This is a genomic window from Xanthomonas maliensis (genome assembly GCF_009192945.1).
GTDB lineage: Bacteria > Pseudomonadota > Gammaproteobacteria > Xanthomonadales > Xanthomonadaceae > Xanthomonas > Xanthomonas maliensis.
Window position 1 is genome coordinate 1 of the sequence record NZ_NSET01000045.1, and the last position, 25,231, is coordinate 25,231.

Consider the following 25,231-nt stretch of genomic DNA (forward strand, 5'->3'; position numbering starts at 1 on the left):
CCCTACTCCCGCCCCCCAGCCGCCTCGGCCGCCTCAATGGTGTTCTGCATCAGCGTGGCCACCGTCATCGGCCCGACCCCACCCGGCACCGGCGTGATCCAGGCTGCCCGCTGTGCTGCTGCTTCGAAGCCCACATCGCCGACGAGGCGCCCATCGTCCAGCCGATTGATGCCGACGTCGATCACCACCGCACCCGGCTTGACCCATTCGCCCGGAATCAACCCAGGCCTTCCCACCGCCACCACCAGGATATCGGCGCCGCGCACGCTGGCCTCGAGCACCGGCGGCGGGGTGAACTTGTGGCAACTGGTGACGGTACAGCCGGCAATCAGCAGCTCCAGCCCCATCGGCCGGCCGACGTGGTTGCTCACCCCGACGATGGTCGCGTTGCGGCCCCGCACCGGTTGGTCGGTGTGCGCAAGCAGGGTGACGATGCCGCGTGGCGTGCAAGGACGCAGACCGAACTCGCGCAGCGCCAGGTGGCCAACATTCTGCGGATGGAAACCGTCCACGTCCTTGCGCGGATCGATCCGCTGGATCAACCGATTGGCATCGGGAATGCCCGGCAGCGGCAGCTGGATCAGGATGCCGTGGATCTTGGGATCGGCGTTGAGACGGTCGATCAATCCTGCCAATTCGGCCTCACTGGTCCCGTGCGGCAGGTCGTAGTCGAAGGCCTCGATTCCCACCTTCTCGGCGGCGCGCCGCTTGTTGCGGACATACACCGCAGACGCAGGATCGCCACCGACCAGCACCACGGCCAGACCGGGACGCGACTTGCCGGCCGCCAAGCGCGCATCCACCCGCAGCTTCAGTCCGTCGAGCAACTCCTCAGCGATGCGACGTCCATCGAGAAGGCGGGCCGAAGCGGTGGCGACTGGCACGGAAGCGGTCATGGGACGTCGGGTGTAGAGTCGAAGGCCGTCTATTGTCCCCGATTCCATCATGACCGACACCACTCAGAGCTCCGATTCGACCCGAACTGCCATCGAGGCCGCCGCATTCCGCCGTCTGCTGCAGCATCTCAACCAGGACCGCACCGACGTGCAGAACATCGATCTGATGATACTTGCCGGTTTCTGCCGCAACTGCCTGGGCGATTGGTACCGGGAAGCGGCAGAGGCCCATGGCCAGTCGATGAGCAAGGAACAAGCGCGCGAAGCGGTCTACGGCATGCCGTTCGCACAGTGGAAGCAGCAGAATCAAAAAGAGGCCACGCCCGAACAGCTGCAAGCCTTTGCCGAGGCCCAACGCAAGCACGGCTGATCGCTGCTGCACTGGCACCGGTGCGGTGTCGAATCCGCGATCGGTCTCGATGCTGGAGCGCGTGCAGGTCCTGGAGATCCGGCGGCAGGCTGGCGGCCTCCGCCACTCTCTTGGTTCCTGCAACGCCAGCGCACGCACTGCAGGACATCGCTCAAACGCGGCTACCGCTTGCCGGGCTCACTCCGGCAACGCCGGCTCCTTGCTGGTGGCTGCATCGCGATTGAGCGAGCGGCTCTCTCGCCGTGGCGGCGTGAACGGTGTGGGTTTGGGTACCGTCGGGGTGATATTGCCGTACATCAGCCCTGCCCCGGCGCGCACATTACCAGCGGCGATTTCCAGCTCCAGCCGTTCGGCGTCGCGACGGCGGACCTCGCGCGCGATCATGCTGGCTTCGTCTTCGTCCACCCCGAGCTCGACCAGTGCCATTCGGCCGAAGATCACGGCGGACTCGAACGTCTCCCGGATCTGATAATCCACGCCCGCCGCGATCAACTGCAGCGAATGCTCACGATCGAACGAGCGCACCAAGAGGCGGGCATGCGGAAATTCCCGGGTTGCCAGCTCGACGATGCGATTGGCCGCCTCGCGATCATCGACGCAGACCGCGATCGCCCGCGCGCTGTGCGCGCCGGAGGCATGCAGCACATCGAGGCGGGTGCCGTCGCCGTAATAGATCTTGAAGCCGAATTCCTCTGCGCTTTGGATCATCTCGATGTCGTTGTCGATGATGGTCACGTCGACATCGCGCGCCAGCAGCGACTGGCTGGTCACTTGGCCAAAGCGGCCGAAGCCGATGATCAACACGCTGCCGGTCTGCCCGCTGGCCGCTTCCACGCCGTCCAGCGAGACCTCGGACGCCGGCGTGAACCGGCGTTGCAGCAGCACGAACAGCGGCGTCAGTGCCATCGACAGCACCACGATCGCGGTCAGGCTGGCATTGACCTGCGCGTCGATCACGCCCGATGCCGAGGCGGCAGCGAACAGCACGAACGCAAACTCGCCTCCTTGCGCCATCAACACGCCGCGATCAAGTGCCTGGCGGTGGTCGCTGCGCATCAGCCGCGCCACCACATAGATGCAGACCGCCTTGCCGACCATCAGCGCCAGCACACCGGTGACGATCAGTTGCCAGTCGGCCGCGACCACGCGCAGATCCAGACTCATCCCGACGCCGAGGAAGAACAGCCCCAACAGGATGCCGCGGAACGGTTCGATATCCGCCTCGATCTGGTGTCGAAAGGTGGATTCGGACAACAGCACACCAGCCAGGAACGCGCCCATGGCCATCGACAATCCCCCCAGCTGCATCAGCAAGGCGGCCCCCAACACCACCAGCAATGCGGCGGCAGTCATCACCTCGCGCGCCTTGGACGCGGCCAGGATCCGGAACAAGGGGTTGAGCAACCAGCGCCCCGCCGCCAACAGACCGATAATGCAAGCCAGTCCCACACCGATATCCTGCCAACGGTGCGAGGCCACCTGCGGATCGCCGCTGGATCCCATCCAGGCGACGATCGCGAGCAGCGGCACGATCAACAAGTCTTCGAACAGCAGGATCGCCACGATCTTCTGTCCCGGCGGCAAGGCGACATCGCCGCGCTCGGCGAGCAACTGCATCACCACGGCGGTGGAGGTCAGCACGAAGCCGGACGCCGCCACGAAGGCCACCGCCGGGGCCAGGCCCAGCAGGACACCAATGCCGGTCAGCACCAGTGCGCAAGCACTGATTTGGGCGGTGCCCAGGCCGAAGATTTCCTTACGCAAGCTCCACAGATGCGAGGGTCGCATTTCCAGCCCGATCACGAACAGGAACATCACCACGCCCAGCTCGGCCACATGCAAAATCGCCTGCGGATCGCCGAACAGGCCCAGCCCGAACGGACCGATCGCCAGACCGGCGGCCAGATATCCCAGCACCGAGCCCAGGCCCAATCGGCGGAACAGCGGAATGGCGACCACCGCGGCACCCAGCAGGGCGACCGCATTGATCAGTTCACTGGGATGCGCAGACTGGCTCATGCCCGGATTCTAGCGGCAAGGTCGCGGTAACTGCCTGTATCGGATTGCGCATCCGTTGCTGCGCTCGCTTACAACAGGCACAGCCGGCGCAGCGGCGATTCGACAACGCTAAACGACGAACGACGCCGGATGGCGTCGTTCGCGGAGGGGCGATATCGGCAGCAATCAGCCGCGTGTGTCGGCCTCGGCCAGCGCGGTGCGCAGGATTTCCCTGGCAGGCCCGCCATGCTTCTCGTGTTCCAGTGCGAAGTGCACGGTCGCTTCGATCAAGCCGATGTGCGCGCCGCAATCAAAACGACGACCTTCGAAACGGAAGGCATCGACCTGTTCCTGCTTCAGCAGTTCAGCGATCGCATCGGTCAGCTGGATCTCGCCGCCGGCGCCGGCACCGGTGGATTCGAGCAGTTCGAAGATTTTCGGATTGAGGACGTAACGCCCAACCACCGCGAGATTGCTGGGCGCCACTTCCGGCTTGGGCTTTTCGACGATGGCGTTGATCCGGCCCTTGCGACCGTCGAACGCATCGGTCGACACAATGCCGTAGCTGGCAGTCTTGTCGCGCGGCACGTCTTCGACCGCGATGACGCTGCCGCCGGAGGCTTCCGCCACATTCGCCATCTGGGTCAGCGCGGCATCGCCGCGGTTCCACATCAGGTCGTCCGGCAGCAATACGGCGAACGGCTCATCGCCGACCACGGCCTTGGCACACAGCACCGCATGGCCCAGACCCAGCGCCTCGGCCTGCGTCACGAAAATGGCGCGCACGCCGTCAGGCAATGCATGCCGCACCAGCTCCAGCTGCTCCATCTTGCCGGCACGCTCGAGCTTCTGTTCCAGCTCGTAAGCCTTGTCGAAGTAATCGGCGATGGAGTGCTTGTAGCGGTTGGTCACAAAGATCAGCGTATCGCAGCCTGCCTGGATCGCTTCGTCGACGGCGTACTGGATGAGCGGTTTATCGATGATCGGCAGCATTTCCTTCGGCACCGTCTTGGTTGCCGGCAGAAAGCGGGTCCCAAGACCAGCAACGGGAAAAACGGCCTTACGAATACGCTTGCTCATTAAAGTCTTCTGACCTCACGTGCGGGGAATGGAACGACCGTATCAGATCGCGTGTCGACTTTCCGTCGAGCAGCCGCAAAATCTGGCATCAAGCCGCCCATGACAGTCTCCAATGCATGGATGTCATAACGATTAACGGCCTCGCGCAGTCGTGCGACCAACTGCAAGACCTGCTCGTGCGAAAACTCGCGCACGCCTGCCTCCAGGATCTTGGGATGCGCGGTCGGGCGGTAGTCCTCGTCCGAATAGAACAACGTCTCGTGCAGCTTCTCGCCTGGACGCAGTCCGGTGTAGAGGATGGCCACGTCCTTGCCGGGCTGCTTGCCAGCCAGGCGAATCATCTGCTCTGCCAGTAGGCGAATCGGCACCGGCTCGCCCATGTCCAGCGTATAGATGGCTCCGTGCGATGCGGACGCGGCCGCCTGCACCACCAACTGGCAGGCTTCTGGAATGGTCATGAAATAGCGGGTCACGTCCGGATGGGTCACGGTGACCGGCCCGCCTTGACGAATCTGTTCGCGGAACAGCGGCACCACGCTACCGGCAGAATCCAGCACGTTACCGAAGCGCACGGTAATGAAGCGGGTCGGCGCATCGCGCGCATCCAGGCTCTGGCAGATCATCTCCGCATAGCGCTTGGTCGCCCCCAACACGTTGACCGGCTCGACCGCCTTGTCGGTGGAAATGAAGACGAAGGTCTCGATACGGGCACGCTGACAGGCGCGCGCCACGTTTTCGGTGGCCAGCACATTGTTGCGCACCGCCTCGCGCAACTGCTCTTCCAGCAACGGGACCTGCTTGTACGCAGCAGCGTGGAAGACTGCGTCCGGCGTGGCGGTCCGCAGCGCATGCGCCACCACTCCGGGGTCGCCGCAGTCGCCCAACACACGCACGACCTCGATATCGGGGAACAAGCGCCGCAGGTCCGAATCGATGGTCAGCAGCGCCAGTTCATCGATCTCCAACAACACGATCCGACGCGCGCCATGGCGGGCGCACTGGCGACACACTTCCGAGCCAATCGAGCCGCCGGCACCGGTAACCATCACCGTCTTGTTGGTCAGCCAATCGCGGATGAGTCGCCAGTCCGGGGTGACCGGCTTGCGATTGAGCAGGTCTTCGATCGCCACCTCGCGCAACTCGCCGGGCAGCGAACGGCCTTCCAGCACGTTGATCAGCTTGGGAACGGTCCGAAACGGCAGCCCGGTGCTCTCGCAGATCGCCACCACCCGCTGCATGCCGGCCGCATCCAACGATGGGATGGCGATCACCAGCAGCTTGGCAGCAGTCTCCTTGGCAATGGCACCGGCCTGGTCCAGGCCGCCCAGCACATTCAAACCCTGGATCTTGGCACCATGCAGATGAGTTGCATCGTCCAGCAGGCCAACGGGTACGAAGGAGCCGGTCCGGCGCAGATCGCGCACCAGGCCCTCGGCCGCCCGGCCTGCGCCCAGGATCAGTACCCGTTGTGCCGTGTCTCCGGAGTGGGCGATCTGGTAATCCTTCCAGGCGCGGTAGAGCAGCCGCGGCGTCCCGAGCAGGGCCGACAGCGCAAACGGATAGACCACCAACACCGACAGCGGCACACCGTCCAGTCGGTCGTAGGACAAGGCCAGTACGATCGCCACCAAGCCGAGGAAACTGGACTTGAAGATGTTCCACAAATCCGGCACCGAGGCGAAACGCCATAGGCCGCGGTACAGGCCCATGCGCCAGAACACCAGTCCCTGGGCGACCAGCACCACGCCGGTGCGCCAGTCCCACAACGGCAAGTCGGGGGCATCGCGCAGCATCGAGTAGCGGCCGGCATGCAGGAGCTGCCAGCACACCCACACCATCAAAAGGTCATGCAACACGACTGCCGCCTTCGGCAGCGCTTTGGTTAAATGGTCACGCCAGGAAGTCATAAAAGTCCGTTATTCGAGTTGCGCAATCCATGGCGCAGAAAATGCCACACCGCCGTTGCACCGAGACCCCACACACCCGCCGCGACCATCTGCAGCGGCGGCGCATGGGAATGAATTACCACATACAAGCACAGCGCAAGTAGGCTGAAAGCGAAATAAACCGCAGTGACCGGAACATGCGACGCCAGGCGTCGCGCCATCGCCTGGTAGACATGCTGAGCATGAGGCTCCCACCAGCGTTGTCGGGAAAGCATGCGAGACAGTAGCGTGAAGCCGGCGTCTACAAGAAAGGCGGTCAGCGGCAGCCAGGCAATCCACCAGCTCGCCGTACCGCTGGCGATGGTCAGGGCCATCAGGCCAGCCAGCAGATAGCCGAGCGCACCACTGCCGCCGTCGCCGAGGAAGATCCATGCCCGAGGGAAATTGAACGGCAGGAAGCCCAGGCACGCGGAGGCCACCGCCAGGCTGGCGAAGGCAGGCCCCATCGGCAGTACGAGGGCGAATGCCAGCGCTGCCAATGCCGCCTGACTGGCCGCCAGCCCGTTGATGCCATCCATGAAGTTCCAGACATTGATCAACACCAGCGATGCCAAGGCGGTCAGGACGCCGTCCAGCAACGTGCCCCCTGCCCGCACGACCAGCACGCCCAACAGGATCGAGGCGATCAGGTGAACGGCAAACCGCAGGCGGGCCGACAGCGGCCGATGATCGTCCCACCAACCGATGCCAGCGACCAAGGCCAGTCCAGCCGCGTACCAAGGCAGCCAGGACCGGATCTGCGGCCACATCCAACCGGCGCCCACGCAGCCCAGCAGAATTGCGGCGACGATGGCCATGCCGCCGCCGCGTGGCGTCGCCACCGTATGGCTGCGACGCTCGCCCGGTTGATCAAGCAGACGCCTGCGCAGAGCGTAGCGACGCAACACCCAGGTGCCGAGTGCGGCGACCGCCGCGTGTGCCAGGCACCAGAGCCAAACAGGAATCATTCAGACCACCGCGTAGTTCAGCAGCGGCTTGACCGTGCCCCATTCCTTGCAACTCGGACATTGCCAGTGATGGGTCTTGGCACCGAACCCGCAGCGCGTGCAGCGATAGCTCGGGTTGCGAACCAGCAGCTGATCGGTGATGTGCTTGAGATCGTGCAAGGTGCCGATCGGATCGTTGCCCTCGGCCAGGGTCAGATCGATCAAGGCCGACTCGCCACGCACCGATGGGCGGTCCTTGAGCTGGCGTCCCAGGTAGGCCAACGCTGGCGCGACCCCATCCTGGGCCTCCATCAATTGCGTCAATGCCAGCACCGGCGCGATGCCGCGATAGTGCTCGGTCATCTCGGAGAGGAAGTTGCGCGCACCGGCGATATCGCCGACGCGTCGATACGCCGCCATCAACGCCGGAATGATTTCCGGCAGATACTCCGGGTCGTGCCGCGCGGCGCGCTCGAATGCCCGCACCGCGGCCTCGTCGTGCCCGCGCTCGGCTTCGATCCGCCCTTCCAGGATGCCGGCCCGGACCGAGGTACCGTCGGCCTGGTAGGCACGAGCGATCGCTGCCAGCGCCTCGTCGATCTTGCCCAAGCCACGATAACGATCGGCCAGCTCGCATTCGAACTGGGAAATCAGCTTACCCATGGGCTCGCCGGTGACGTCCTCGTAACGGGTGGCGTTATCGATGGCCTTTTCCCAGTCGCGCTCGGCCTGGTAGATACCGATCAGATGTCGCAAGGCCTGCGGTGCGCGCTGGTCCAACTGGGCGAGCTCGGAAAACACCGTTTCCGCCCGATCCAACAGCCCGGACTTCATGTAGTCCTCGCCTAGCGCCAGCAAGGCCTGGACGCGCTGCTGGTCGGTCAGGTCGCCACGCTGCACCAGGCCTTGGTGCAGGCGGATGGCGCGGTCGACTTCGCCGCGGCGGCGGAACAGATGTCCCAGTGCAACCTGCGTCTCAAAGGTTTCCTTGTCCAGCTCGGCGATATGCAGGAACAGCTCGATCGCCTTGTCGGGCTGTTCGTTGAGCAGGTAATTCAGACCACGGAAATAGGTGCTGGATAACCGACTGACCTGGGTGTCGCCATGCCGCTGGCCGCCGCGGCGACCGACGATCCAGCCACCCAGCGCTGCCAGTGGCACAAAAAGAAAGAACCAGAACCACTCGGTCAGGAAGTCCATACGGTCTTACAGTCCATCGAGGGGGCGCGATTCGGCGACCGGCGAGGAAACCGGACGGACGTCGACGCGACTGGCTGCAGCGGCCTTGTTGGCCTGACGCAGCTTGGAATAGAGGGGAATGACCACGCTGACCAGCACCATGCCGGCGCCGATCAGTACACCGACCAACAGCGCGACGATGATCGCGATCCCGGAAGTCGTATGCACACTTGAGAACAGGAAGTCGAGGGTGACATCCTGGGAATTGACCGCACCGATGATCAGACCGACCAACAGGAAGGCCAGCATCACCAGCAAGCGAAACACCTTCATCGCGAGACTCCGTCGGGGAGGGCCCTAGCTTAACCGAGCCGACCCGAACGCAGCAGCAGCAGCCACTCAGTCGGTCGCTTCGGCCAGATCGACCGGCACCACCGCGCTGACGCGCTCACGCAATTCCTTGCCTGGCTTGAAATGCGGGACATGCTTGCCCGGCAGTGCCACCGACTCGCCGGTCTTGGGATTGCGCCCCAGACGCGCCGGCCGATAGTGCAAGGAAAAGCTGCCGAAGCCCCGGATCTCGATCCGATCGCCGCTGGACAACGCCTGCCCCATCATTTCGAGCAGGGACTTGACCGCCAGATCGACGTCGTCCGACTTCAAATGCGCTTGCCGCCGCGCCAGGATTTCGATCAATTCGGACTTGGTCATGGGAACACGTGGAGATTTCGGATGACGCATCGGAATCGGCCCGGGCAAGCCCGGGCCGATTCGTCACGCTCGCGAGAGCGCTTGGCGCTTACTCGGACTTGTTGCTGTTCAACTGCGCGCGCAACAGTGCGCCCAGCTGAGTGGTGCCGCCCGACGCGGACTGGTATTCCTCCAGCACTTCGCGCATTTCGGCATCGTCCTTGGCCTTGATCGACAGCTGCAGGGTGCGGCCCTTGCGGTCCATACCCACGAACTTGGCTTCGATCTTGTCGCCGACCTTCAGGTGCTGGGTCGCATCGTCGACGCGCTCGTTGGCGATGTCGCGTGCAGCGACGTAGCCTTCGATGCCGTCGGCCAGGTCGATCGTGGCGCCCTTGGCATCCACTTCACGCACCACGCCTTCGACCTTCGAACCCTTCGGGTTGGACGCCATGTACTGACCAAACGGGTCCTGCTCCAGCTGCTTGACGCCCAGGCTGATGCGCTCGCGCTCCGGGTCCACTGCCAGCACCACGGCTTCCAGCGTGTCGCCTTTCTTGTAGTTGCGCACGACGTCTTCGCCGGTGGTGTTCCAGCTGATGTCGGACAGGTGAACCAGACCGTCGATGCCACCGTCCAGACCGATGAAGATGCCGAAGTCGGTGATCGACTTGATCTGACCGGACACCTTGTCGTTCTTCTTGTGGGTAGCAGCGAAGGTTTCCCACGGATTGGCGGCAACCTGCTTCATGCCCAGCGAGATGCGGCGACGCTCTTCATCGACGTCCAGCACCATCACTTCGACTTCGTCACCGACCTGCACAACCTTGGACGGGTTGACGTTCTTGTTGGTCCAATCCATTTCCGACACGTGCACCAGGCCTTCCACGCCCGGCTCGATCTCGACGAACGCGCCGTAATCGGTGACGTTGGAGACCTTGCCGAACACGCGGCTGTTGGCCGGGTAACGACGGGCGATGTTGTCCCACGGATCTTCGCCCAGCTGCTTCAGGCCGAGGCTGACGCGGTTACGCTCGCGATCGAACTTCAGCACGCGCACGTCCAGCTCGTCGCCGACGTTGACGACTTCGGACGGATGACGCACGCGCTTCCAGGCCATGTCGGTGATGTGCAGCAGGCCGTCGATACCGCCCAGGTCCACGAACGCGCCGTAATCGGTCAGGTTCTTGACCACGCCCTTCAGGATCGCGCCTTCCTGCAGCTTGTCCATCAGCTGCTCGCGCTCTTCCGAGTGCTCGCTCTCGACCACTGCACGACGCGAGACAACGACGTTGTTGCGCTTGCGGTCCAGCTTGATCAGCTTGAACTCCAGCTCCTTGCCTTCCAGATAGGCCGGGTCGCGCACCGGGCGCACATCCACCAGCGAACCAGGCAGGAACGCGCGGACATCCTTGATGTCCACGGTGAAACCACCCTTGACCTTGCCACTGATGCGGCCGGTGATGGTCTCGTTCTTCTCCAACGCTTCTTCCAGCTCGTCCCACACCATCGCGCGCTTGGCCTTCTCGCGCGACAGCACGGTTTCGCCGAAGCCGTTCTCGATGGAGTCGAGGGCGACCTTGACCTGGTCGCCCACGCCGACATCGATTTCGCCAGCGTCGTTACGGAACTGCTCGATCGGCACGATGCCTTCGGACTTCAGGCCAGCGTTGATCACCACCACGTCGCCGCGCACTTCCACGACGGTACCGGTGACGATGGAGCCCGGCTTCAGCTTCGCCAGATTGGCTTGGCTGGCTTCGAACAGTTCGGCAAAAGATTCTGTCATTTGATTTTACTCAGTTGAACACACGGGCGGCGATCGGCGCACTGCGGACGATGCAACCACCCAGCCTGTTGGTCGACCCCGGTTTGCGGGTCGGTTGTGAACGAATAGAACCGCCGCACCCGATGTGCGACGGAGCTTGCAACGCCTTACGATCGGCGGGAGGACCCGCGCGCGGAACACCCAAACGCGAACGACTTACGACGACGCGCGATCCAGCAAATCGACCACGCGCTGGACGACCTCTTCGACCCCGATCCCGCTGGTATCGATCAGCACGGCATCCTGGGCCGGCCGCAAGGGCGCCACCACCCGCTGCGCATCCCGGGCATCCCGGGCCATGATCTCCCGCAGCAGGTCGTCAAAGATAACCGAAACACCCTTTTCCATCAACTGTTTATGGCGACGGGCCGCACGTTCCTCGGCACTGGCGGTCAAAAAGACCTTGCAGGCGGCGTCCGGGAAGATGACCGTCCCCATGTCGCGGCCATCCGCCACCAGCCCTGGCGGCTGGCGGAAGGCGCGCTGGCGCTCTTTCAGGGCACCCCGCACCTCCGGAATGGCGGCAATGGCCGAGGCCAGCGCCCCGGTCGTCTCCAGCCGCAGCTCGGCGGTGGCATCGACACCGTTGACCAACACCCGCAACCCTGCCTCGCCGGCCTCGGCAAATTCCACCCGGGTGTCGAAGGTGCAGCGCACCAGGGCAGCGGGATCAGAGACATCCAGGTCCGCCCAGCTGGCCGCCACCCCGACGGCGCGGTAGAGCGCCCCCGAATCGAGATAATGCCAGCCCAGGCGGGAGGCGACGATTCGACTGACCGTCCCCTTGCCTGCGCCGGAAGGGCCATCGATGGTGAGCACGGGGGAAAGATCGGTCATTCAGGTATCCAGGAGGGCACTAGGCACTAGTGTAGCGCCGCCTGCCGCGCTTCGGCTGCAAGCACTTGAAAGCACGACGAAAAGGCGGTTAGAATTGCCGGCTTAATTCCGGGTGCACCTTCGAGCATGGCGCACTCTCTCTTCGAATCCAACGTTTACGCCTAGAGGTGTGCCATGAAAGTCCTGTCCTCCCTGAAGTCGGCGAAGGCCCGTCACCGCGACTGCAAGGTGGTCCGCCGCCGCGGCAAGGTCTTCGTGATCTGCAAGTCGAACCCGCGTTTCAAGGCACGTCAGCGCTGAGCCCAACAGGCGCGCTGTACGACCTGGAAAAGCCGCCCTCGGGCGGTTTTTTCTTGTCGGCGGCGGCAACTGCCGTCCGCCGCCACGGGCGTTTGTCGTGGTTTTTTGCTGTAATCACCGTTCGAATCTTGTCCACTGGGGAGTAGATGACATGCGCCACTATCTGATCGCAGGATCGCTGATCGCACTGATGGGGATCAGTGCCAGCGCCACCGCCGAAACGTTGCTGATCGAGCGAGTCCAGGAGAAGCCTGCCGCCGCCCTCCCCTTGCGCGGCGACAGCATGAGCCAGGTCGAGGCCCGCTACGGCGCCCCACAGGAAAAGCTCGACCCGCGTGGCGGGCAGAAGCGCCAGTGGCCGACCATCAATCGCTGGGTGTACCCGAGCTTCACCGTGTACTTCGAGAAGAGCAAAGTCATCGACGTGGTCGCCAACCAGGCCGATGCCAACGAGATCGGCCCCAAGCCGCCGATCCGCTGACCCGGCCAGGGCGCGGCGGCGGCGTCTCTGCTGCCAGCTCGCGCCCGCGCCGCTTGCCTGGCGCCAGCGTCCACATCGATCGATGGCGCCCACAGGCACCGCCTCGCGCGGGATTCATCCATCGCCCGCAGCTGGCGGGCTCAGACAGGTAGTTGCAAGGCATGACCGATCGCATCCGTTTTCCCGCCGAGTGGGAACCCCAGTCCGCCGTCCTGATCGCCTGGCCGCATGCCGGTACCGACTGGGCCGAGCGCCTGGCCGAGGTGGAGGAAACCTATATCGCGCTGGTCGCTGCGATCACGCGGTTCGAGCCGGCGGTGATCTGCGTGGCCGACGAGGATCTGCAGATCTACGCCGAGGCGCGCCTGCGCTCGGCACGGATCGACATGCAGCGCGTGCGGTTCGTCACTGCCGCCTATAACGACACCTGGCTGCGCGATTCCGGGCCGATCACCTTGCGCGACGCGGACGGCTTCCGCTTGATGGATTTCCGTTTTACCGGCTGGGGCGGCAAGTTCGAGGCTAGCCTGGACGACCAATTGGTCGGCTCGCTGGATGCGGCCGGCGTCTTCGTCTCCTCACCGGTGCAGACGGTGGACTTCGCACTGGAAGGCGGAGCAATCGAGACCGACGGTGCCGGCACGTTGCTGACCACCTGGAAGTGCCTGCATGAGCGCCATCCGCAACGCAGCCGCGCTTCGTTGAGCAGCGATCTGGCGGCGTGGTTGTCGCAGGAGCGGGTGCTGTGGCTGGACCACGGCTATCTGGAAGGCGACGACACCGACGCACATATCGATACGCTGGCGCGCTTTGCCGCCGTGGACGCAATTGTTTACCAGGGCTGCGATGTGGCTGGCGACTCGCACTACGCCGAACTGCAGGCGATGGGCAACGAGCTGGCCGCCCTGCGCCAATCCAATGGTCAGCCATACCGCCTGTTCGTGCTGCCGTGGGCGCAGCCCATCCTCGACGAGGGCCGTCGCCTGGCGGCGTCCTATGCGAACTTCCTGATCGTCAATGGCGCGGTGCTGATGCCGGCCTATGGCGATCCGGCCGATATCGCGGCACAGGCCGTGTTGGCCGAAGCATTTCCACAGCACGAGATCGTGCCCGTCCCCTGCCGTGCGCTGATCTGGCAGAACGGCAGCCTGCACTGCCTGACCATGCAAATGCCGGCGGGCCTGCTCGCCGCCTGAGTTCCAGTCCCGGCCGGCAGGCCGGCGTTACGCCAGGGCGCGCTACCTTAGTGCGCCACCCAGTTGGACGTTTCCATGACCCGTCATTCCCTTCCCGTCGCGCTGATCCAGGAGCGCAACCATGGCGATGCCGAGGCCAATCTGGCCGTGATCGAGGCGCGCGTGGCCGAAGCTGCCGCGCAGGGCGCCAAACTGGTGCTGCTGCAGGAACTGCATAACGGCGCGTATTTCTGCCAGCACGAATCGGTGGGCGAATTCGATTTTGCCGAACCGATCCCCGGCCCCAGCACCGAACGCCTGGGCGCACTGGCCAAGCAGCATGGCGTGGTGATCGTGGGTTCGCTGTTCGAGCGCCGCGCCGCTGGGCTGTACCACAACACCGCGGTGGTGCTGGAAAGCGATGGCCGTCTGCTCGGCAAGTATCGCAAGATGCACATCCCCGACGATCCGGGCTTCTACGAAAAGTTCTACTTCACCCCGGGCGATCTGGGCTTCACCCCGATCGACACCTCGGTCGGCCGCCTGGGCGTGCTGGTGTGCTGGGACCAGTGGTATCCGGAGGCCGCACGCCTGATGGCGCTGGCAGGCGCCGAGTTGCTGCTCTACCCCACCGCGATCGGCTGGGATCCGGACGATCAGCAGGCCGAGCAGGAGCGCCAGCGCGATGCCTGGGTGCTGAGCCATCGCGGCCATGCCGTGGCCAACGGGGTGCCGGTGCTGTCGTGCAATCGCGTCGGCCACGAGCCCTCGCCGCTAGGCGCGTCCGGCATTCAGTTCTGGGGCAACAGCCATGTGCTGGGACCACAAGGCGAGTTCATCGCCGAAGCCGGCCAGGAGCCGACCATCCTGGTCTGCGACGTGGATCTGAAACGCAGCGAGCATGTGCGGCGGATCTGGCCGTTCCTGCGCGATCGCCGCATCGATGCCTACGGCGATCTGCTCAAGCGCTACATCGACTGAGCGCATGCATTTGGTGCTGCGCCCGGTCGGTGATGCCGACATTGCCGCCATCCATGCGATCTACGCCGAGCAGATTGCGGGCTGCAACACGTACGAATACCGCGTGCCATCGCTGCAAGCGATGCGCGAACGGGTACAGGCGATCGTGACGGCCGGCCATCCGTATCTGGTCGCCGAGCGCGATCATGCAGTGGTCGGCTACGCCTATGTCGGCCCCTACCGCAGCCGCGATGGCTATCGCTGGACGGTCGAGAACTCGATCTATGTGGCAGCCCACGCACAAGGGATGGGCATCGGTTCGGCGCTGCTGGGCGAACTGATCGCGCAGTGCGGGCAGCGCGGCTACCGGCAACTGATCGCGGTGATCGGTGATGCCAGCAACCGGGCGTCGCTGCGATTGCATGAACGTTTCGGCTTCCGCACGGTCGGAGTCTTCACCGGACTAGGCCGCAAGCATGGACGCTGGCTGGACGCGGTGCAGATGCAACGCGCGCTCGGCTCCGGCAACACCACTCCCCCTTCCGATGAATGAGCCCATGAGCGAGCAGCCCCTTCCCGTCCTGGACGATGCCCTGTCCGGCCAACCGCACCGCATCGTCGAACGCGATGGCGTGCGCTACACCCTGCTGGGGACCGCGCACGTGTCGGTCGCCAGCGTCGCCGCGGTACAGCGTGCCATCGGCAGCGGCCGCTACGACGCGGTGGCGGTGGAGCTGGACGCGCAACGCCTGCAGGCACTCAGCGATCCCGACGCGCTGGCGCGTCTGGATCTGGTGCAGGTCATCCGCAAGGGGCGTGTGGCCTTGTTCGCCGCCAACCTGGCACTGGCTGCTTATCAGCGCCGGCTGGCCAAGCAGCTCGGTATCGAGCCGGGCGCGGAGTTGAAGGAAGCGGTCAACCTGGCACGCGCACAAGGTTTGCCGGTGCATTTGATCGACCGCGAGGTGGGACTGACATTCAAGCGCGCCTCTGGGCGCCTGGGCTTCTTCGGCAAGCTCAAGTTGGCTGGTGGCCTGCTCGGTGGGTTATTCGCCGCCGACGAGGTCGGCGAAGAGGAGATCGAGAAGCTCAAGCAAGGCGACATGCTGGAAGCGAGCTTTGGCGACTTCGCCAGCGAAAGCCCGGAACTGTATGAGACGGTGATCGCCGAACGCGACCGTTACATGGCCACGCGGCTGCGCGAAGAGGCCCATGCCGGGCAGCGCGAAGTGCTGGCAGTGGTCGGTGCCGGCCATCTGGCTGGCCTGGCGCGGCATCTGGAACAAGACACCGTCGCACCTGGACCGCTGCGCGCCGACCTGGAGCACGTGCAGCAACGCCGACGCATTCCGTGGATCACCCTGGGCATCCTGGCGGTGATCATCGCCGGCATCGCGATCGGCTTCTGGCGCGGCGGCATGGCGATGGGTGCGGATCTCTTGCTGCAGTGGGCGATGTATACCGGTGGCCTAGCCGCACTCGGCTGCCTGCTGGCCGGCGGGCATGTCCTGAGCATCCTGACCGCGGCCGTGGTCGCGCCCTTCAAGCCGTTCCGCCTGAGCGTACCCACTGGTGCATTCGCCGCGCTGGTGGAAGTGCATATGCGCAAGCCGGCCTATGCCGACTTCCTGACCTTGCGCGACGATGCGCAGACCCTGCGCGGCTGGTATCGCAATCGCGTCTCGCGGGTGGTGCTGACCTTCATTCTGACCAATTTCGGCAGCATGGCCGGTGTCTGGCTAGCCGGCGTGCAGATCTTCAACCGCCTGCATGGGTAGGAGCGCACCCGCGCGCGACGGGGGTTGCCGGCAGAACCTCATCGCGCCCGGGTGCGCTCCTACGGCATCTGGTGGGCTGGTGGACGCTCCGGCGCGAGCTGTAGGCGTACCCAGACACCGTAATGGTCCGAGGCCCAGCGGCCCTCGGCATCGGGGGCTTCGAACAGGATGCGGGCTTCGCGGGCCAGCAAGCGATTCTGCTGGAAGAACACGTGATCGATCCGTGCCGGCGTGGCGAACACATGGGTGTTCAAGGTGCTCACCGCCGCCGCAGGATTGCGATGCACGCTGCCGTAGCTATCGCCGTAGCCCTTGCGCAAGGCATTCAGGTCCAGCGCGTCGGCGGCGGTGTTGAAGTCGCCAGCGATGATCACCGGCGCATGCTGGCTGCTGCCGGCGATGAAGTCCAGCAGGTCGGCCACCTGGCGCGCGCGAATCGCCCTGCCGTGGGCGTCGGCACGCTCGTTGAGATGGGTCACATAGACGCTGACCGGCTGCCCTCCCAGATCGATTCGTAGATGCGCGGCCACGCGGTAGTCGTCCAACGGCTGCAGCAGGCGTTGGTGCCGCTGCAGCACCTGGCGTCGACTGAGCAACGCGTTGCCGTACCGCTTGGGCGCACCGATCGGGTCGGCCGAGGCGAAGGTGTAGTCGTAGCCGAGGGTCCGCGCCAGCCAGGCCGCCTGATTCTCCACCTGGCCGCGTCGCTCGATCACTTCCTGCAATGCAACCACGTCCGGCCGCAAGCGACGCAGCTCGGCGAGGATATGCGCACGCCGCGCCGGCCAGTCATCGACATCGTGGTGCAGGTTCAAGGTCACCAGGCTCAAATTGGGCGGTGCGACCTGCGGCTCGGCACATAGCGCTTGCTGAGCAAACAGCAGCGCCAACGCCAAGGCGGCCCGGAACGGCGCGATGAGGTGGCGTCCGCGCCGCCACCTCATCGCGCCGCGCGCTCGGCCCGTCGCACCGCGCTGGGCACCTCGATCTGGACACTGGCCGGCATCTGCTGGATCCGCAGCTCGCCATTGACCCATTGCGCCTGCTCGCCATTGATGGTGGCCTTGCCCGGCTCGCCCTGGTACGGCCAGGCGAACACTACCCCCCCCGGCGGCAGCACCAGGCCGGGCTGCAATTGCAGCTGCAACTGCTTGTCGGTCCGCTGCAAGGTGTAGTTGAGGCGACCATAGGGCGTCCGCAGTTCGGCGATGCCGATGCCCTTGCCTTCGAACCAGCGCGTCGGCGTGCCCGCGGCGATCACCAGACTGGCATCGGACTCGCGCCCGTAGGCGAACATGTCCAGTACCGAGCGTACGAAATCCGAGGCGACCCAGGCATGCGGCAGGTCGCCGACGAAGAAAGGCGTGCGCGGCGTCCGCGACACCACTTCTGCCCACTGGTTCCAGGGCTGCGGCGCGCGATCCTTGAAGAAGAACGTGGTGGCGTCCCAGGCGCGATCGCGCCAGCCCAAGCGTACGAAGGCGGCGACGTTGCGCCATTCGTACGGCGTGTAGTCCTTCCAGTCGCGTTTGCCGTCGCGGCGATCGGTGAACTGCTGCCAGTAGCGCTCGAAGGTATTGGTGAGCAGCTCCGTCGGCAGATGTTGCTGCTCACCGCCCGGTGCCAGCGCGATCGTGGTCGACGTCGCGTCGAAGTCGCCCAATTCGGCCGATCCCGGCAGGAAATCCAGCTGATGCTGGCGGACCGCTGCGCCCAGCGAGGCGACCAGATCGCCGCCGAATTCATCGCGCGCGGCACTGAAGCGCGCGAGCTCTTCCGGCTTGTCCAGCGCGCCGGCCAGCATCGCCGCGTCCTTGTAGCCTCGCAATGCCCAGAAGTTGTCCCAATACGAATGCACCGGCTTGGCCGAATAGCCTTCGTGACTGATCGACACCGGCATCATTCCGTAAAAGGCCGGATTGCGCATGAAGTTCTCTTCCGTGCGCTCGCTGGCGCGCAGCTTCTCCATGTAGTCGAACGCGCCAGTGACATGCGGCCACATCTTTTCCAGGAACGGTCTGTCGCCGGTATAGCGGTAGTACTCGGCGATGTTGTAGATCAGCTCGCCATGACTATCGTTCTCCGGCACCGGGTCGCTGCCGCGATCGTCCACGCAGCACGGCACCATGCCGTCGGCGAACTGATAAGGCGCGAACCAGTCGACGTAGTCCCGCACGACGTCTTCGCGCCCCAATCGCAGCAGGCCTTCAGAAATCATCGCGCCGTCGCGGATCCAGCTGCGCGAGTAGGAACGGGTGCCCGGCTGCAGACGCGGGCCGATGCGCGAGATCAGCATGTGCGCCAGCGCCGTGCGCAAGGTATCGACCACGGGCTTGCCCTCGGCCGGCACGCTGATGCGGACACGATCAAGCTTGCTGCGCCACTGCTGGGCCACCTGCTGCTGCGCCTTGTCGGCATCGAATGCGGCCGGCAGCTGCGCCGCACCGGTCTGCGGGATGACCAGCGCCACTTCGCGCTGCTGGCCGGGCTCCAACGTCCACCGATACAACAGCACGCCCGATGCCAGCCCCGTTTCGTCCTTGACCTGGGTCGTCGTGGGCGGTGTGGCGGCGGTGAGATGGCTGACGTCCATGCCACTGTCGAAGGCGGCGGCAAAACCGGCATCGGGCCGCTGCGCGGCGAATACCCGCGGCTTGCCATTGACGCTGACCAGCCCGCCGTCGACGGCGAGCTGCTCGATGCGACTGATCCCGCCCAGGGTATTGAGGAACTGCGATGGGGGATTGACCTGGAATGGCCGCACCGCCAGCGCCAGAGTGAACTCGCGCGCCTGCGTGCCGGTGTTGTGCAGCTGGTAGCGCGCTACCAGTTGCGACTGCTCGGGCGTGCCCTGCACGAAAGCAGTCACCCGCAGGTTCATCAAATCGTGATGCCAATCGACACTGGGAATGGGCAGATAGTCGTCCTGCAGGCTTTGCTCGCTACTGACGTTGGCCCAGCGCAGGACCTTGCCGCCGGTGACGACGAAGGGTTCGATGCTGAAACCGCCCTTGCCGACTTCGACCGCACCATCCTCGCCAATCAGTCCCTGCTCGGTACCGCCATCCAGGCCCACGATGGTCCAGTACGGCTGCTCGCCCGAGAAGCCACGCGGGTAGCTGCCGCGCGGCGCCAGCGCTGCCAAGGATTTGATGAAGTCGTTGGGCGTCGCGGCGAAGGCCAGCGGCTGCAACTGCACTTCCTTGATGCCATAGCGCCAATTCGGGCCATCCTGCAGGTCCAGCCGCAGATAGCGCGCTTCGGTTTCCGGCAGGGCCAGATAGTCGGTCCCGCCCGCGCCGGCGGTGACCGTGCGCAGGTCGCGCCAACCACGGCCGTCGGCGGACGCGCGCACCACATACTTGGACGCCTGCAGCCCGGGGACCCATTGCACGATCGCGCCACCGAACTCGCGCACCTTGCCCAGGTCCAGGGTCACGGTCTGCTGCTTGACCCCAGCACTGAGCCAGAACGTCTCCAGCTTGCCATCGGCTAGCCGTTGTTCCAGCGCCGGCGCGGTGTCGGTGATCGCCTTGGCGGTCAGCGGCGAGGTATCTTCCGGCGGCAGCGGCGTCAGCGTCAGGCGATCGAAGCACACCGTGCCCTTGCCGCCCACCTTGTTGTAGATGGTGAGCTCGACATCCGCACTGTGGCGCAGCTGCTTGTCTGCGCCCGGGCCCCAGGCTTTTTCGACATGCCGCTTGCGATAGCTCAGCGTGGTCCAGTTCTTCGGGAAAGCGAAGCCCGGGCGATTGATCCACCAGACGTTGTCGCCGCTGTCGTCGATGAACTTGATCTGCAGATCGTTGGACGGCGAATCGCCGCGTACAGCCAGGCCGAGGCGGTAATTGTCGGGATAGTCGATCGGCAAGGTCCTTCGCAGGCCGACATAACCAGACACGCCATTGAAGTTGTAATCCAGGCACAGCGCGCGGCCGCCGGACGCGCTGGTCACCGGCCGCAGCGAACCGCTGACCTGATTGGAGACCACCAGGCGCCAGGCGCCGATGTCGTTGAAGCCATCGAGGACGCGATCCTGCGCCTGCGCCGTTCCCGCGCTGACGATGGCGGCCATGGCAAGCAGTCGCAGCACGATCGGCCTCACCCTTTCACACTCCCCAGCAGAAGACCTTGGATGTAGTAGCGCTGCAACAACAGGAACAACAACAGCACCGGAATCACGGTCACCACCGCGCCGGCCATCATCAGCTCCACGTCCATGATGTGCTCGCGCGACAACGCGGCCAGCGCGACCGGCAGGGTGTAGTGCTCCTGGTCGGTCAACACGATCAACGGCCACATGAAGTCGTTCCACGAGCCCATGAAGGTGAAGATGGTGAGGGTCACCAGCACCGGCTTGAGCATCGGCAGCACGATCTGGAAGAAGATCCGCAGCTCGCTGGCGCCATCGATGCGTGCGGCCTCGATCAATTCGTCGGGGATGCTGCGCGCGTACTGACGCACCAGGAAGATGCCGAACACCGTCGCCAGCGCCGGCACCACCACCCCGCCAATGCTGTTGACCAGGTGCAACTGCTTCATCAGCAGGAACAACGGCAGCATGGTCACCTGGGCAGGGATCACCAACGCCGCCATCAGCACCTGGAAGATGCGCTCGCGGCCGACGAACTGCAGCTTGGCGAAGGCATAGCCGGCCATGGTGTTGACCAGCAACGACCCCAGCGTGATCAGCCCCGACACCAACAGGCTGTTGGCGAAGTTGCGCGCCATGCCGGTGCGCGCGAACAACTCATGATAGTTGGCCGTGGTGAAGGCCGAGGGCAACATCGGCGGCGGGAAGCGACTGGCTTCGCCCGTGGGCATGAACGACACCGACAACATCCACAACAGCGGCGCCAGGCTGACCACTGCCAGCAGCAGCAAACCGCCGTTGACCAGCACGGCATTCCAGCGCGACTCGCCGACATCACGACTCATACCAGATCCTTCTTGCGCCCGAAGCGCAGCATCACGGTGGTCACCGCCAGGATGATCAGGAACAACAGGAAGGCCACTGCCGAAGCGCGGCCGAGGTTCCACCACTTGAAGCCTTCCTCGAACATGAAATACAGCACGCTCACGGTGCTCTGCAGCGGGTCGCCGCGCGTCATCACGTAGGGCTCGGCGAACAGTTGGAAGTAGCCGGAGATGGTGATGACACCCACCACCATCAGCACTGGACCGAGCATCGGCAAGGTGATGTGCAGGAACTGCTTCCAGCGCGACGCGCCGTCGATGCGGGCAGCTTCATAGAGGTCCTGCGGGATGCCCTGCAAACCGGCCAGGAAGATGACCATGTTGTAGCCGAAGTTCTTCCACACCGCGAACAGCATGATGGTCGGCATCGCCCAGCGCGGATCGCCCAGCCAGTCGATCGGATGGATGCCCAGGTGTCCCAACCCCCAGTTCACCAGGCCGTACTTGATATGGAACAGGTAACGCCAGATCACCGCGACCGCGACCAGGGTGGTGACCACCGGCGCGAACAGTGCGGTGCGGAACAGCGCCTTGAACCGCGAGGCCTTGGCGTTGAGCAGCAGGGCGGCGCCGAGCGAGACCGCGATGGACATCGGTACGCCCAGCAGCACGAAATAGCTGGTGTTCCACAGCGACTTCCAGAACAGCGGGGTCTGCAGCAGGTCCAGATAGTTGCCCAGCCCGACGAAGCGCAGGTGGCTGCTGTCGGCCAACGCATACAGATCGAAGTCGGTGACGCTCAACACCAGCGCAGCCAGCACCGGCACGCCGAAGAACATTCCCAGCACCAAGATCGCCGGCGCGGCGAATACCCAGCCGGCGATGGAATTGCGCTTCATCATCGTGCACCCGCCTTGTCCGTCACCGGCGCAGCAGCGCGCGGCTTGGATTCCGGCACCACCTGCCCGCCCTCCTGCGCATAGATCCAGCGGCGCTTGGCCAGGATGTCGTCCACCCGCTTGTCCAGCTCCTGCACGGCGGCGTCCTGCGACTCGCCACCGCGCACCACGCGCTCGGTGACCAGGCGCATTTCCTGCACGATGCGCTCCCATTCGAGCACCTTGGGCGTGGCCTTGACGCGCTCGAGCTGGTCACCGAAGGCACGCGCCAGTTCGTCATTGGCCAGCGAGGGCAGCTTCCAGGTGCTGCGACGCGGCGGCAGATCGCCGATGATGGCGTGGAAGCGTGCCTGCACCTGCGGCTGGGACAGGTATTCGATCAGTGTCCAGGCAGCCTGCTTGTGCTGCGACGACTTGAAGATCACCAGGCTGGAGCCGCCAGCGATGCCTGCGCCCGGGCCGTTCGGACCCGGCAGTGGCGCCGTGCCCCACTTTCCTGCCATGTCCGGTGGCTGGCGCAGCTTGAACTCGCGCACGTTCCAGGGACCGGACAGATACATGGCGTAGTAGCCGTTGAAGAATTCGTACCAGACGTTGGACACCTGGGTCTCGGATACCTTGGGGGCCCAACCCTGCTGGTACATGTTGTCGTAGAAGGCCAGCGCCTTGCGGAAGCCGGCGCTGCGGAAATTGCCGTAGTTGTTATGGTCGCGCAGCAGCGGCTCGTCCTGCTGCAGCGCGAAGGATAGCTGCTGCTCGAATTCGTTGAGCGGCATCAGGATGGCATAGCGGTCCGGGCCGACCTGGCGCTTGATCGCCGCCATCATCTGCTCCATCTCGGCCCAGGTCTTGGGCACCTGGCTGTAGCCGGCCGCCTGCAGCAGATCCTTGCGATAGAACAGCAGGCGCGTGTCCACGTACCACGGCACGCCATACAAGGTGCCGTCGACCACGTTGGTATCCCAGACGCCGGGAAAGTAGTCCTTGGGGTCGACGATGGTCGAGTGCGCCAGATAGGGCTGGACCGGCTCCAGCGTATCCAGCAGGGCGAACTCCGGCAGCCAGGTGTTGCCGAGCTGGCACACATCCGGCAAACCATCGGCGGCAAAAGCGGTCAGCAGCTTCTCGTGGGCGGCGGTCATCGGGATGTTCTGCACATCCACCTTGATGTCCGGGTGCTGGCGTTCGAAATCGCGCACCAGTTCGGCCACCACCTCCGCTTCCTTGCCCATCGCCCAGAAACGCACGGTGGTCTGCCCCGGCGGGGTGCGGTCACACGCGACCAGCCCAAGGCACAGCACAGCGGCCATCATCAACAGGGTCGGAAGGCGCACGGCTTACTCGGGCTTCTGGCGTTGCGAGGGGTCTTGCTGCGCCTGGGCGGCGGCGGCGCGCGACTCGGCCATGCCCAGCGAGCGCGCGGCGGCCGCCTGCTCGTCCTTCTTCGGTAGCGGCTGCGGCTCGCCCTCGGGCGTCAGCCAGCCGCCGGTGAAACCCGCCCGCTCCAGTCCGGTGCGGATGTAGCCGTTCTTCTTCATCACCTTCCAGACGAACTCGTTGCGGTAGTTGGCGATCATGGTCAGGATCGGCCCCTGATCGATGGAGATGTAGTCGCTGGAGACCCAGCCGCGGTCGGGGACCATGCGTCCGGTCTTCAGCGGGATGTCGTAGTTGAAGCTGGGATTGAACGAATCCAGAAAGCCATACGAGGAATACAGGAAGTCGCCGTAGCGCTTGTGCATCTCCTCGGTGGCGGCGATGACGACCTCGGGCGCGAACACGATCGAGGAGATCGCCGCAGTCGGCGCAATGGTGCCGTCGTCGAAGTTCTCGCGCAGGCCGGCGCCGCGCGAGGAATAGTGGCGGAACTGACGCTGCTCGCCGCGGTATTCCTGGCTGGTGTTCTGCGGACCGTCGCTGGCGGTCAGGCCCCAGACATTCTCGCCGTAGTCCTTCCACTTCATCGGGTTGTCGATGGCGTAGTCGCGCTGGGCCAGGACGGCGCGGCGGCTGTTGAGGAAGTAATCGATACCGCGCTCGCGCATGTACTGGTCCTGGATGTCGCGGAAGTCGATCCAGACGTGGCTGTATTGATGGCCGAACAGCGGACCGAACGACAGGTATTCCTGCCCCTGGTAGACGCCCCAGTCGTTGTTGTAGGTGCGGGTCCACACCGTCCACGCATCGGGCTCGACGGCATGCGTGGGCGAACCGAGCGCGAGGATGTACAGCATCATCGCTTCGTTATAGCCCATCCAGTCGTGATTGATGAACCCGCTTTCCGGGAACCAACCCATTGAAATCAATGGCGATCGCTGTTGCAGCCAGCGCCAGTCCACCCGCCGATAAAGCGTGTCGGCGATCTGGCGAATCTCCTTCTCGCGGCTGTCGTTGCCGTCGTAATAGGACTGCGCGAACAGCACCCCCATCATCAGCAAGGCGGTATCCACGCTCGACAGCTCCACCCAGCTGTCGTAGCGGTTGCCCTGCTGCATGTCCAGGAAATGGTAGTAGAAGCCCTTGTAGCCGGCGCGACCGGTGCGTTGCGGGCCGGTCGGTGCGTCGCGGAAGAACTTCAGCGTGGTCAGGGTGCGATCGACCGCCTGGTTGCGGCTGATCCAGCCATTTTCGATGCCGATCGGATAAGCGGTCAGTGCAAAGCCCACCGAGGCAATGCTGGCAAACGGGCGGGACGGGAAGCGATCGGGGGTCAGTCCATTGACCTCGTTGGTGGTGTCCCAGAAGAACTGGAACGTCCGCCGTTCGATATCCGAAAACAGCGGCGGCAGCGGCGGCTTGACCGGCTTGGGCGGCAGCTGCGCTTCGATCAGGATGACTTTGACCGGCGCCTTCTTCTCGGCCACCTTGGGTTCCTCGGCCTGTTTGCACGACGCCAGCAGCAGTGCGCCGAGCAAGAGTGGAATCCGTACCCACCGCGACGTGTTGCCCCTATTCATCCGCCCCCCACTTG

23 protein-coding genes are annotated in these 25,231 nt (G+C 64.6%); 7 read left to right on the forward strand and 16 right to left on the reverse strand.

The features are described from left to right. Nucleotides 1-2: 2 nt before the first annotated feature. Nucleotides 3-896: a bifunctional methylenetetrahydrofolate dehydrogenase/methenyltetrahydrofolate cyclohydrolase FolD gene (folD, locus tag CKY51_RS14205; RefSeq protein WP_022974273.1), complete on the reverse strand. Its 894-nt coding sequence runs from the start codon at nt 894-896 to the stop codon at nt 3-5. A 49-nt stretch (nt 897-945) separates the two neighbouring features. Here folD and CKY51_RS14210 point away from each other — a divergent pair, with 49 nt between their 5' ends. Further along, complete coding sequence (locus CKY51_RS14210; protein WP_152249402.1) at nt 946-1,266, forward strand: DUF1244 domain-containing protein; 321 nt, start codon at nt 946-948, stop codon at nt 1,264-1,266. Nucleotides 1,267-1,443: 177 nt separating this feature from the next. Here CKY51_RS14210 and CKY51_RS14215 read toward each other — a convergent pair whose 3' ends face one another. The 9 genes from CKY51_RS14215 to cmk all read right to left on the reverse strand — a co-directional run bounded on the left by CKY51_RS14215 (nt 1,444) and on the right by cmk (nt 11,750). Then, nucleotides 1,444-3,285 carry a monovalent cation:proton antiporter-2 (CPA2) family protein gene (locus CKY51_RS14215; RefSeq protein ID WP_152249403.1) on the reverse strand — a complete coding sequence of 614 codons (1,842 nt, stop codon included), beginning with the start codon at nt 3,283-3,285 and terminating at the stop codon, nt 1,444-1,446. A gap of 165 nt (nt 3,286-3,450) precedes the next feature. Further along, nucleotides 3,451-4,344 carry a UTP--glucose-1-phosphate uridylyltransferase GalU gene (gene galU, locus CKY51_RS14220; protein WP_152249404.1) on the reverse strand — a complete coding sequence of 298 codons (894 nt, stop codon included), beginning with the start codon at nt 4,342-4,344 and terminating at the stop codon, nt 3,451-3,453. Then, on the reverse strand, nt 4,344-6,251 hold the full coding sequence (locus CKY51_RS14225; RefSeq protein WP_022971246.1) for a polysaccharide biosynthesis protein: 1,908 nt from the start codon (nt 6,249-6,251) through the stop codon (nt 4,344-4,346). Before CKY51_RS14225 ends, galU begins: the two co-directional genes overlap by 1 nt. Continuing rightward, complete coding sequence (locus CKY51_RS14230) at nt 6,248-7,237, reverse strand: MraY family glycosyltransferase (protein ID WP_022971247.1); 990 nt, start codon at nt 7,235-7,237, stop codon at nt 6,248-6,250. The genes CKY51_RS14225 and CKY51_RS14230 overlap by 4 nt, the downstream gene beginning before the upstream one ends. Beyond that, nucleotides 7,238-8,416 (reverse strand): lipopolysaccharide assembly protein LapB, encoded by a 1,179-nt coding sequence (gene lapB / locus CKY51_RS14235; protein WP_022971248.1) that lies wholly within the window; start codon nt 8,414-8,416, stop codon nt 7,238-7,240. Nucleotides 8,417-8,422: 6 nt separating this feature from the next. After that, on the reverse strand, nt 8,423-8,728 hold the full coding sequence (locus tag CKY51_RS14240) for a lipopolysaccharide assembly protein LapA domain-containing protein (RefSeq protein ID WP_152249405.1): 306 nt from the start codon (nt 8,726-8,728) through the stop codon (nt 8,423-8,425). A gap of 66 nt (nt 8,729-8,794) precedes the next feature. Continuing rightward, nucleotides 8,795-9,106: an integration host factor subunit beta gene (locus tag CKY51_RS14245; protein ID WP_022971250.1), complete on the reverse strand. Its 312-nt coding sequence runs from the start codon at nt 9,104-9,106 to the stop codon at nt 8,795-8,797. 88 nt (nt 9,107-9,194) lie between these two features. Then, on the reverse strand, nt 9,195-10,874 hold the full coding sequence (gene rpsA, locus CKY51_RS14250) for a 30S ribosomal protein S1 (protein WP_011037340.1): 1,680 nt from the start codon (nt 10,872-10,874) through the stop codon (nt 9,195-9,197). Nucleotides 10,875-11,069: 195 nt separating this feature from the next. Then, nucleotides 11,070-11,750, reverse strand: a complete 681-nt coding sequence (cmk, locus tag CKY51_RS14255; RefSeq protein WP_152249406.1) for a (d)CMP kinase — start codon at nt 11,748-11,750, stop codon at nt 11,070-11,072. A gap of 174 nt (nt 11,751-11,924) precedes the next feature. Here cmk and ykgO point away from each other — a divergent pair, with 174 nt between their 5' ends. The 6 genes from ykgO to CKY51_RS14285 all read left to right on the forward strand — a co-directional run bounded on the left by ykgO (nt 11,925) and on the right by CKY51_RS14285 (nt 16,444). Continuing rightward, the gene (gene ykgO, locus CKY51_RS14260) at nt 11,925-12,050 is read left to right on the forward strand and encodes a type B 50S ribosomal protein L36 (RefSeq protein ID WP_010342887.1); all 126 of its coding nucleotides are present in this window, start codon (nt 11,925-11,927) and stop codon (nt 12,048-12,050) included. A gap of 151 nt (nt 12,051-12,201) precedes the next feature. Continuing rightward, on the forward strand, nt 12,202-12,531 hold the full coding sequence (locus CKY51_RS14265; protein ID WP_022971255.1) for a hypothetical protein: 330 nt from the start codon (nt 12,202-12,204) through the stop codon (nt 12,529-12,531). 161 nt (nt 12,532-12,692) lie between these two features. Further along, complete coding sequence (locus CKY51_RS14270) at nt 12,693-13,727, forward strand: agmatine deiminase family protein (protein WP_031338809.1); 1,035 nt, start codon at nt 12,693-12,695, stop codon at nt 13,725-13,727. Between the two features lie 75 nt (nt 13,728-13,802). Next, entirely contained in the window at nt 13,803-14,687 is an 885-nt protein-coding gene (locus CKY51_RS14275; RefSeq protein WP_022971257.1) for a carbon-nitrogen hydrolase, read from the forward strand. Nucleotides 14,688-14,691: 4 nt separating this feature from the next. Then, a complete protein-coding gene (locus tag CKY51_RS14280; protein ID WP_022971258.1) occupies nt 14,692-15,219 on the forward strand; it encodes a GNAT family N-acetyltransferase in 528 nt (175 codons plus the stop codon). After that, nucleotides 15,212-16,444 (forward strand): TraB/GumN family protein, encoded by a 1,233-nt coding sequence (locus tag CKY51_RS14285; protein WP_022971259.1) that lies wholly within the window; start codon nt 15,212-15,214, stop codon nt 16,442-16,444. The genes CKY51_RS14280 and CKY51_RS14285 overlap by 8 nt, the downstream gene beginning before the upstream one ends. Nucleotides 16,445-16,503: 59 nt before the next feature. Here CKY51_RS14285 and CKY51_RS14290 read toward each other — a convergent pair whose 3' ends face one another. From CKY51_RS14290 to CKY51_RS14315, 6 genes are read right to left on the reverse strand one after another with little or no spacing between them, the layout of a single operon-like run. Continuing rightward, a complete protein-coding gene (locus CKY51_RS14290; protein WP_081641329.1) occupies nt 16,504-17,388 on the reverse strand; it encodes an endonuclease/exonuclease/phosphatase family protein in 885 nt (294 codons plus the stop codon). Next, nucleotides 17,385-20,519, reverse strand: a complete 3,135-nt coding sequence (locus CKY51_RS14295; RefSeq protein ID WP_170292332.1) for a discoidin domain-containing protein — start codon at nt 20,517-20,519, stop codon at nt 17,385-17,387. The genes CKY51_RS14290 and CKY51_RS14295 overlap by 4 nt, the downstream gene beginning before the upstream one ends. 26 nt (nt 20,520-20,545) lie before the next feature. Continuing rightward, nucleotides 20,546-21,382 carry a carbohydrate ABC transporter permease gene (locus CKY51_RS14300; RefSeq protein ID WP_022971263.1) on the reverse strand — a complete coding sequence of 279 codons (837 nt, stop codon included), beginning with the start codon at nt 21,380-21,382 and terminating at the stop codon, nt 20,546-20,548. Then, on the reverse strand, nt 21,379-22,263 hold the full coding sequence (locus CKY51_RS14305) for a carbohydrate ABC transporter permease (protein ID WP_152249408.1): 885 nt from the start codon (nt 22,261-22,263) through the stop codon (nt 21,379-21,381). Before CKY51_RS14305 ends, CKY51_RS14300 begins: the two co-directional genes overlap by 4 nt. Further along, nucleotides 22,260-23,594 (reverse strand): sugar ABC transporter substrate-binding protein, encoded by a 1,335-nt coding sequence (locus CKY51_RS14310; protein WP_152249409.1) that lies wholly within the window; start codon nt 23,592-23,594, stop codon nt 22,260-22,262. The genes CKY51_RS14305 and CKY51_RS14310 overlap by 4 nt, the downstream gene beginning before the upstream one ends. Nucleotides 23,595-23,597: 3 nt before the next feature. Beyond that, nucleotides 23,598-25,217: a glucoamylase family protein gene (locus tag CKY51_RS14315; RefSeq protein ID WP_152249410.1), complete on the reverse strand. Its 1,620-nt coding sequence runs from the start codon at nt 25,215-25,217 to the stop codon at nt 23,598-23,600. Between the last annotated feature and the right edge of the window lie 14 nt (nt 25,218-25,231).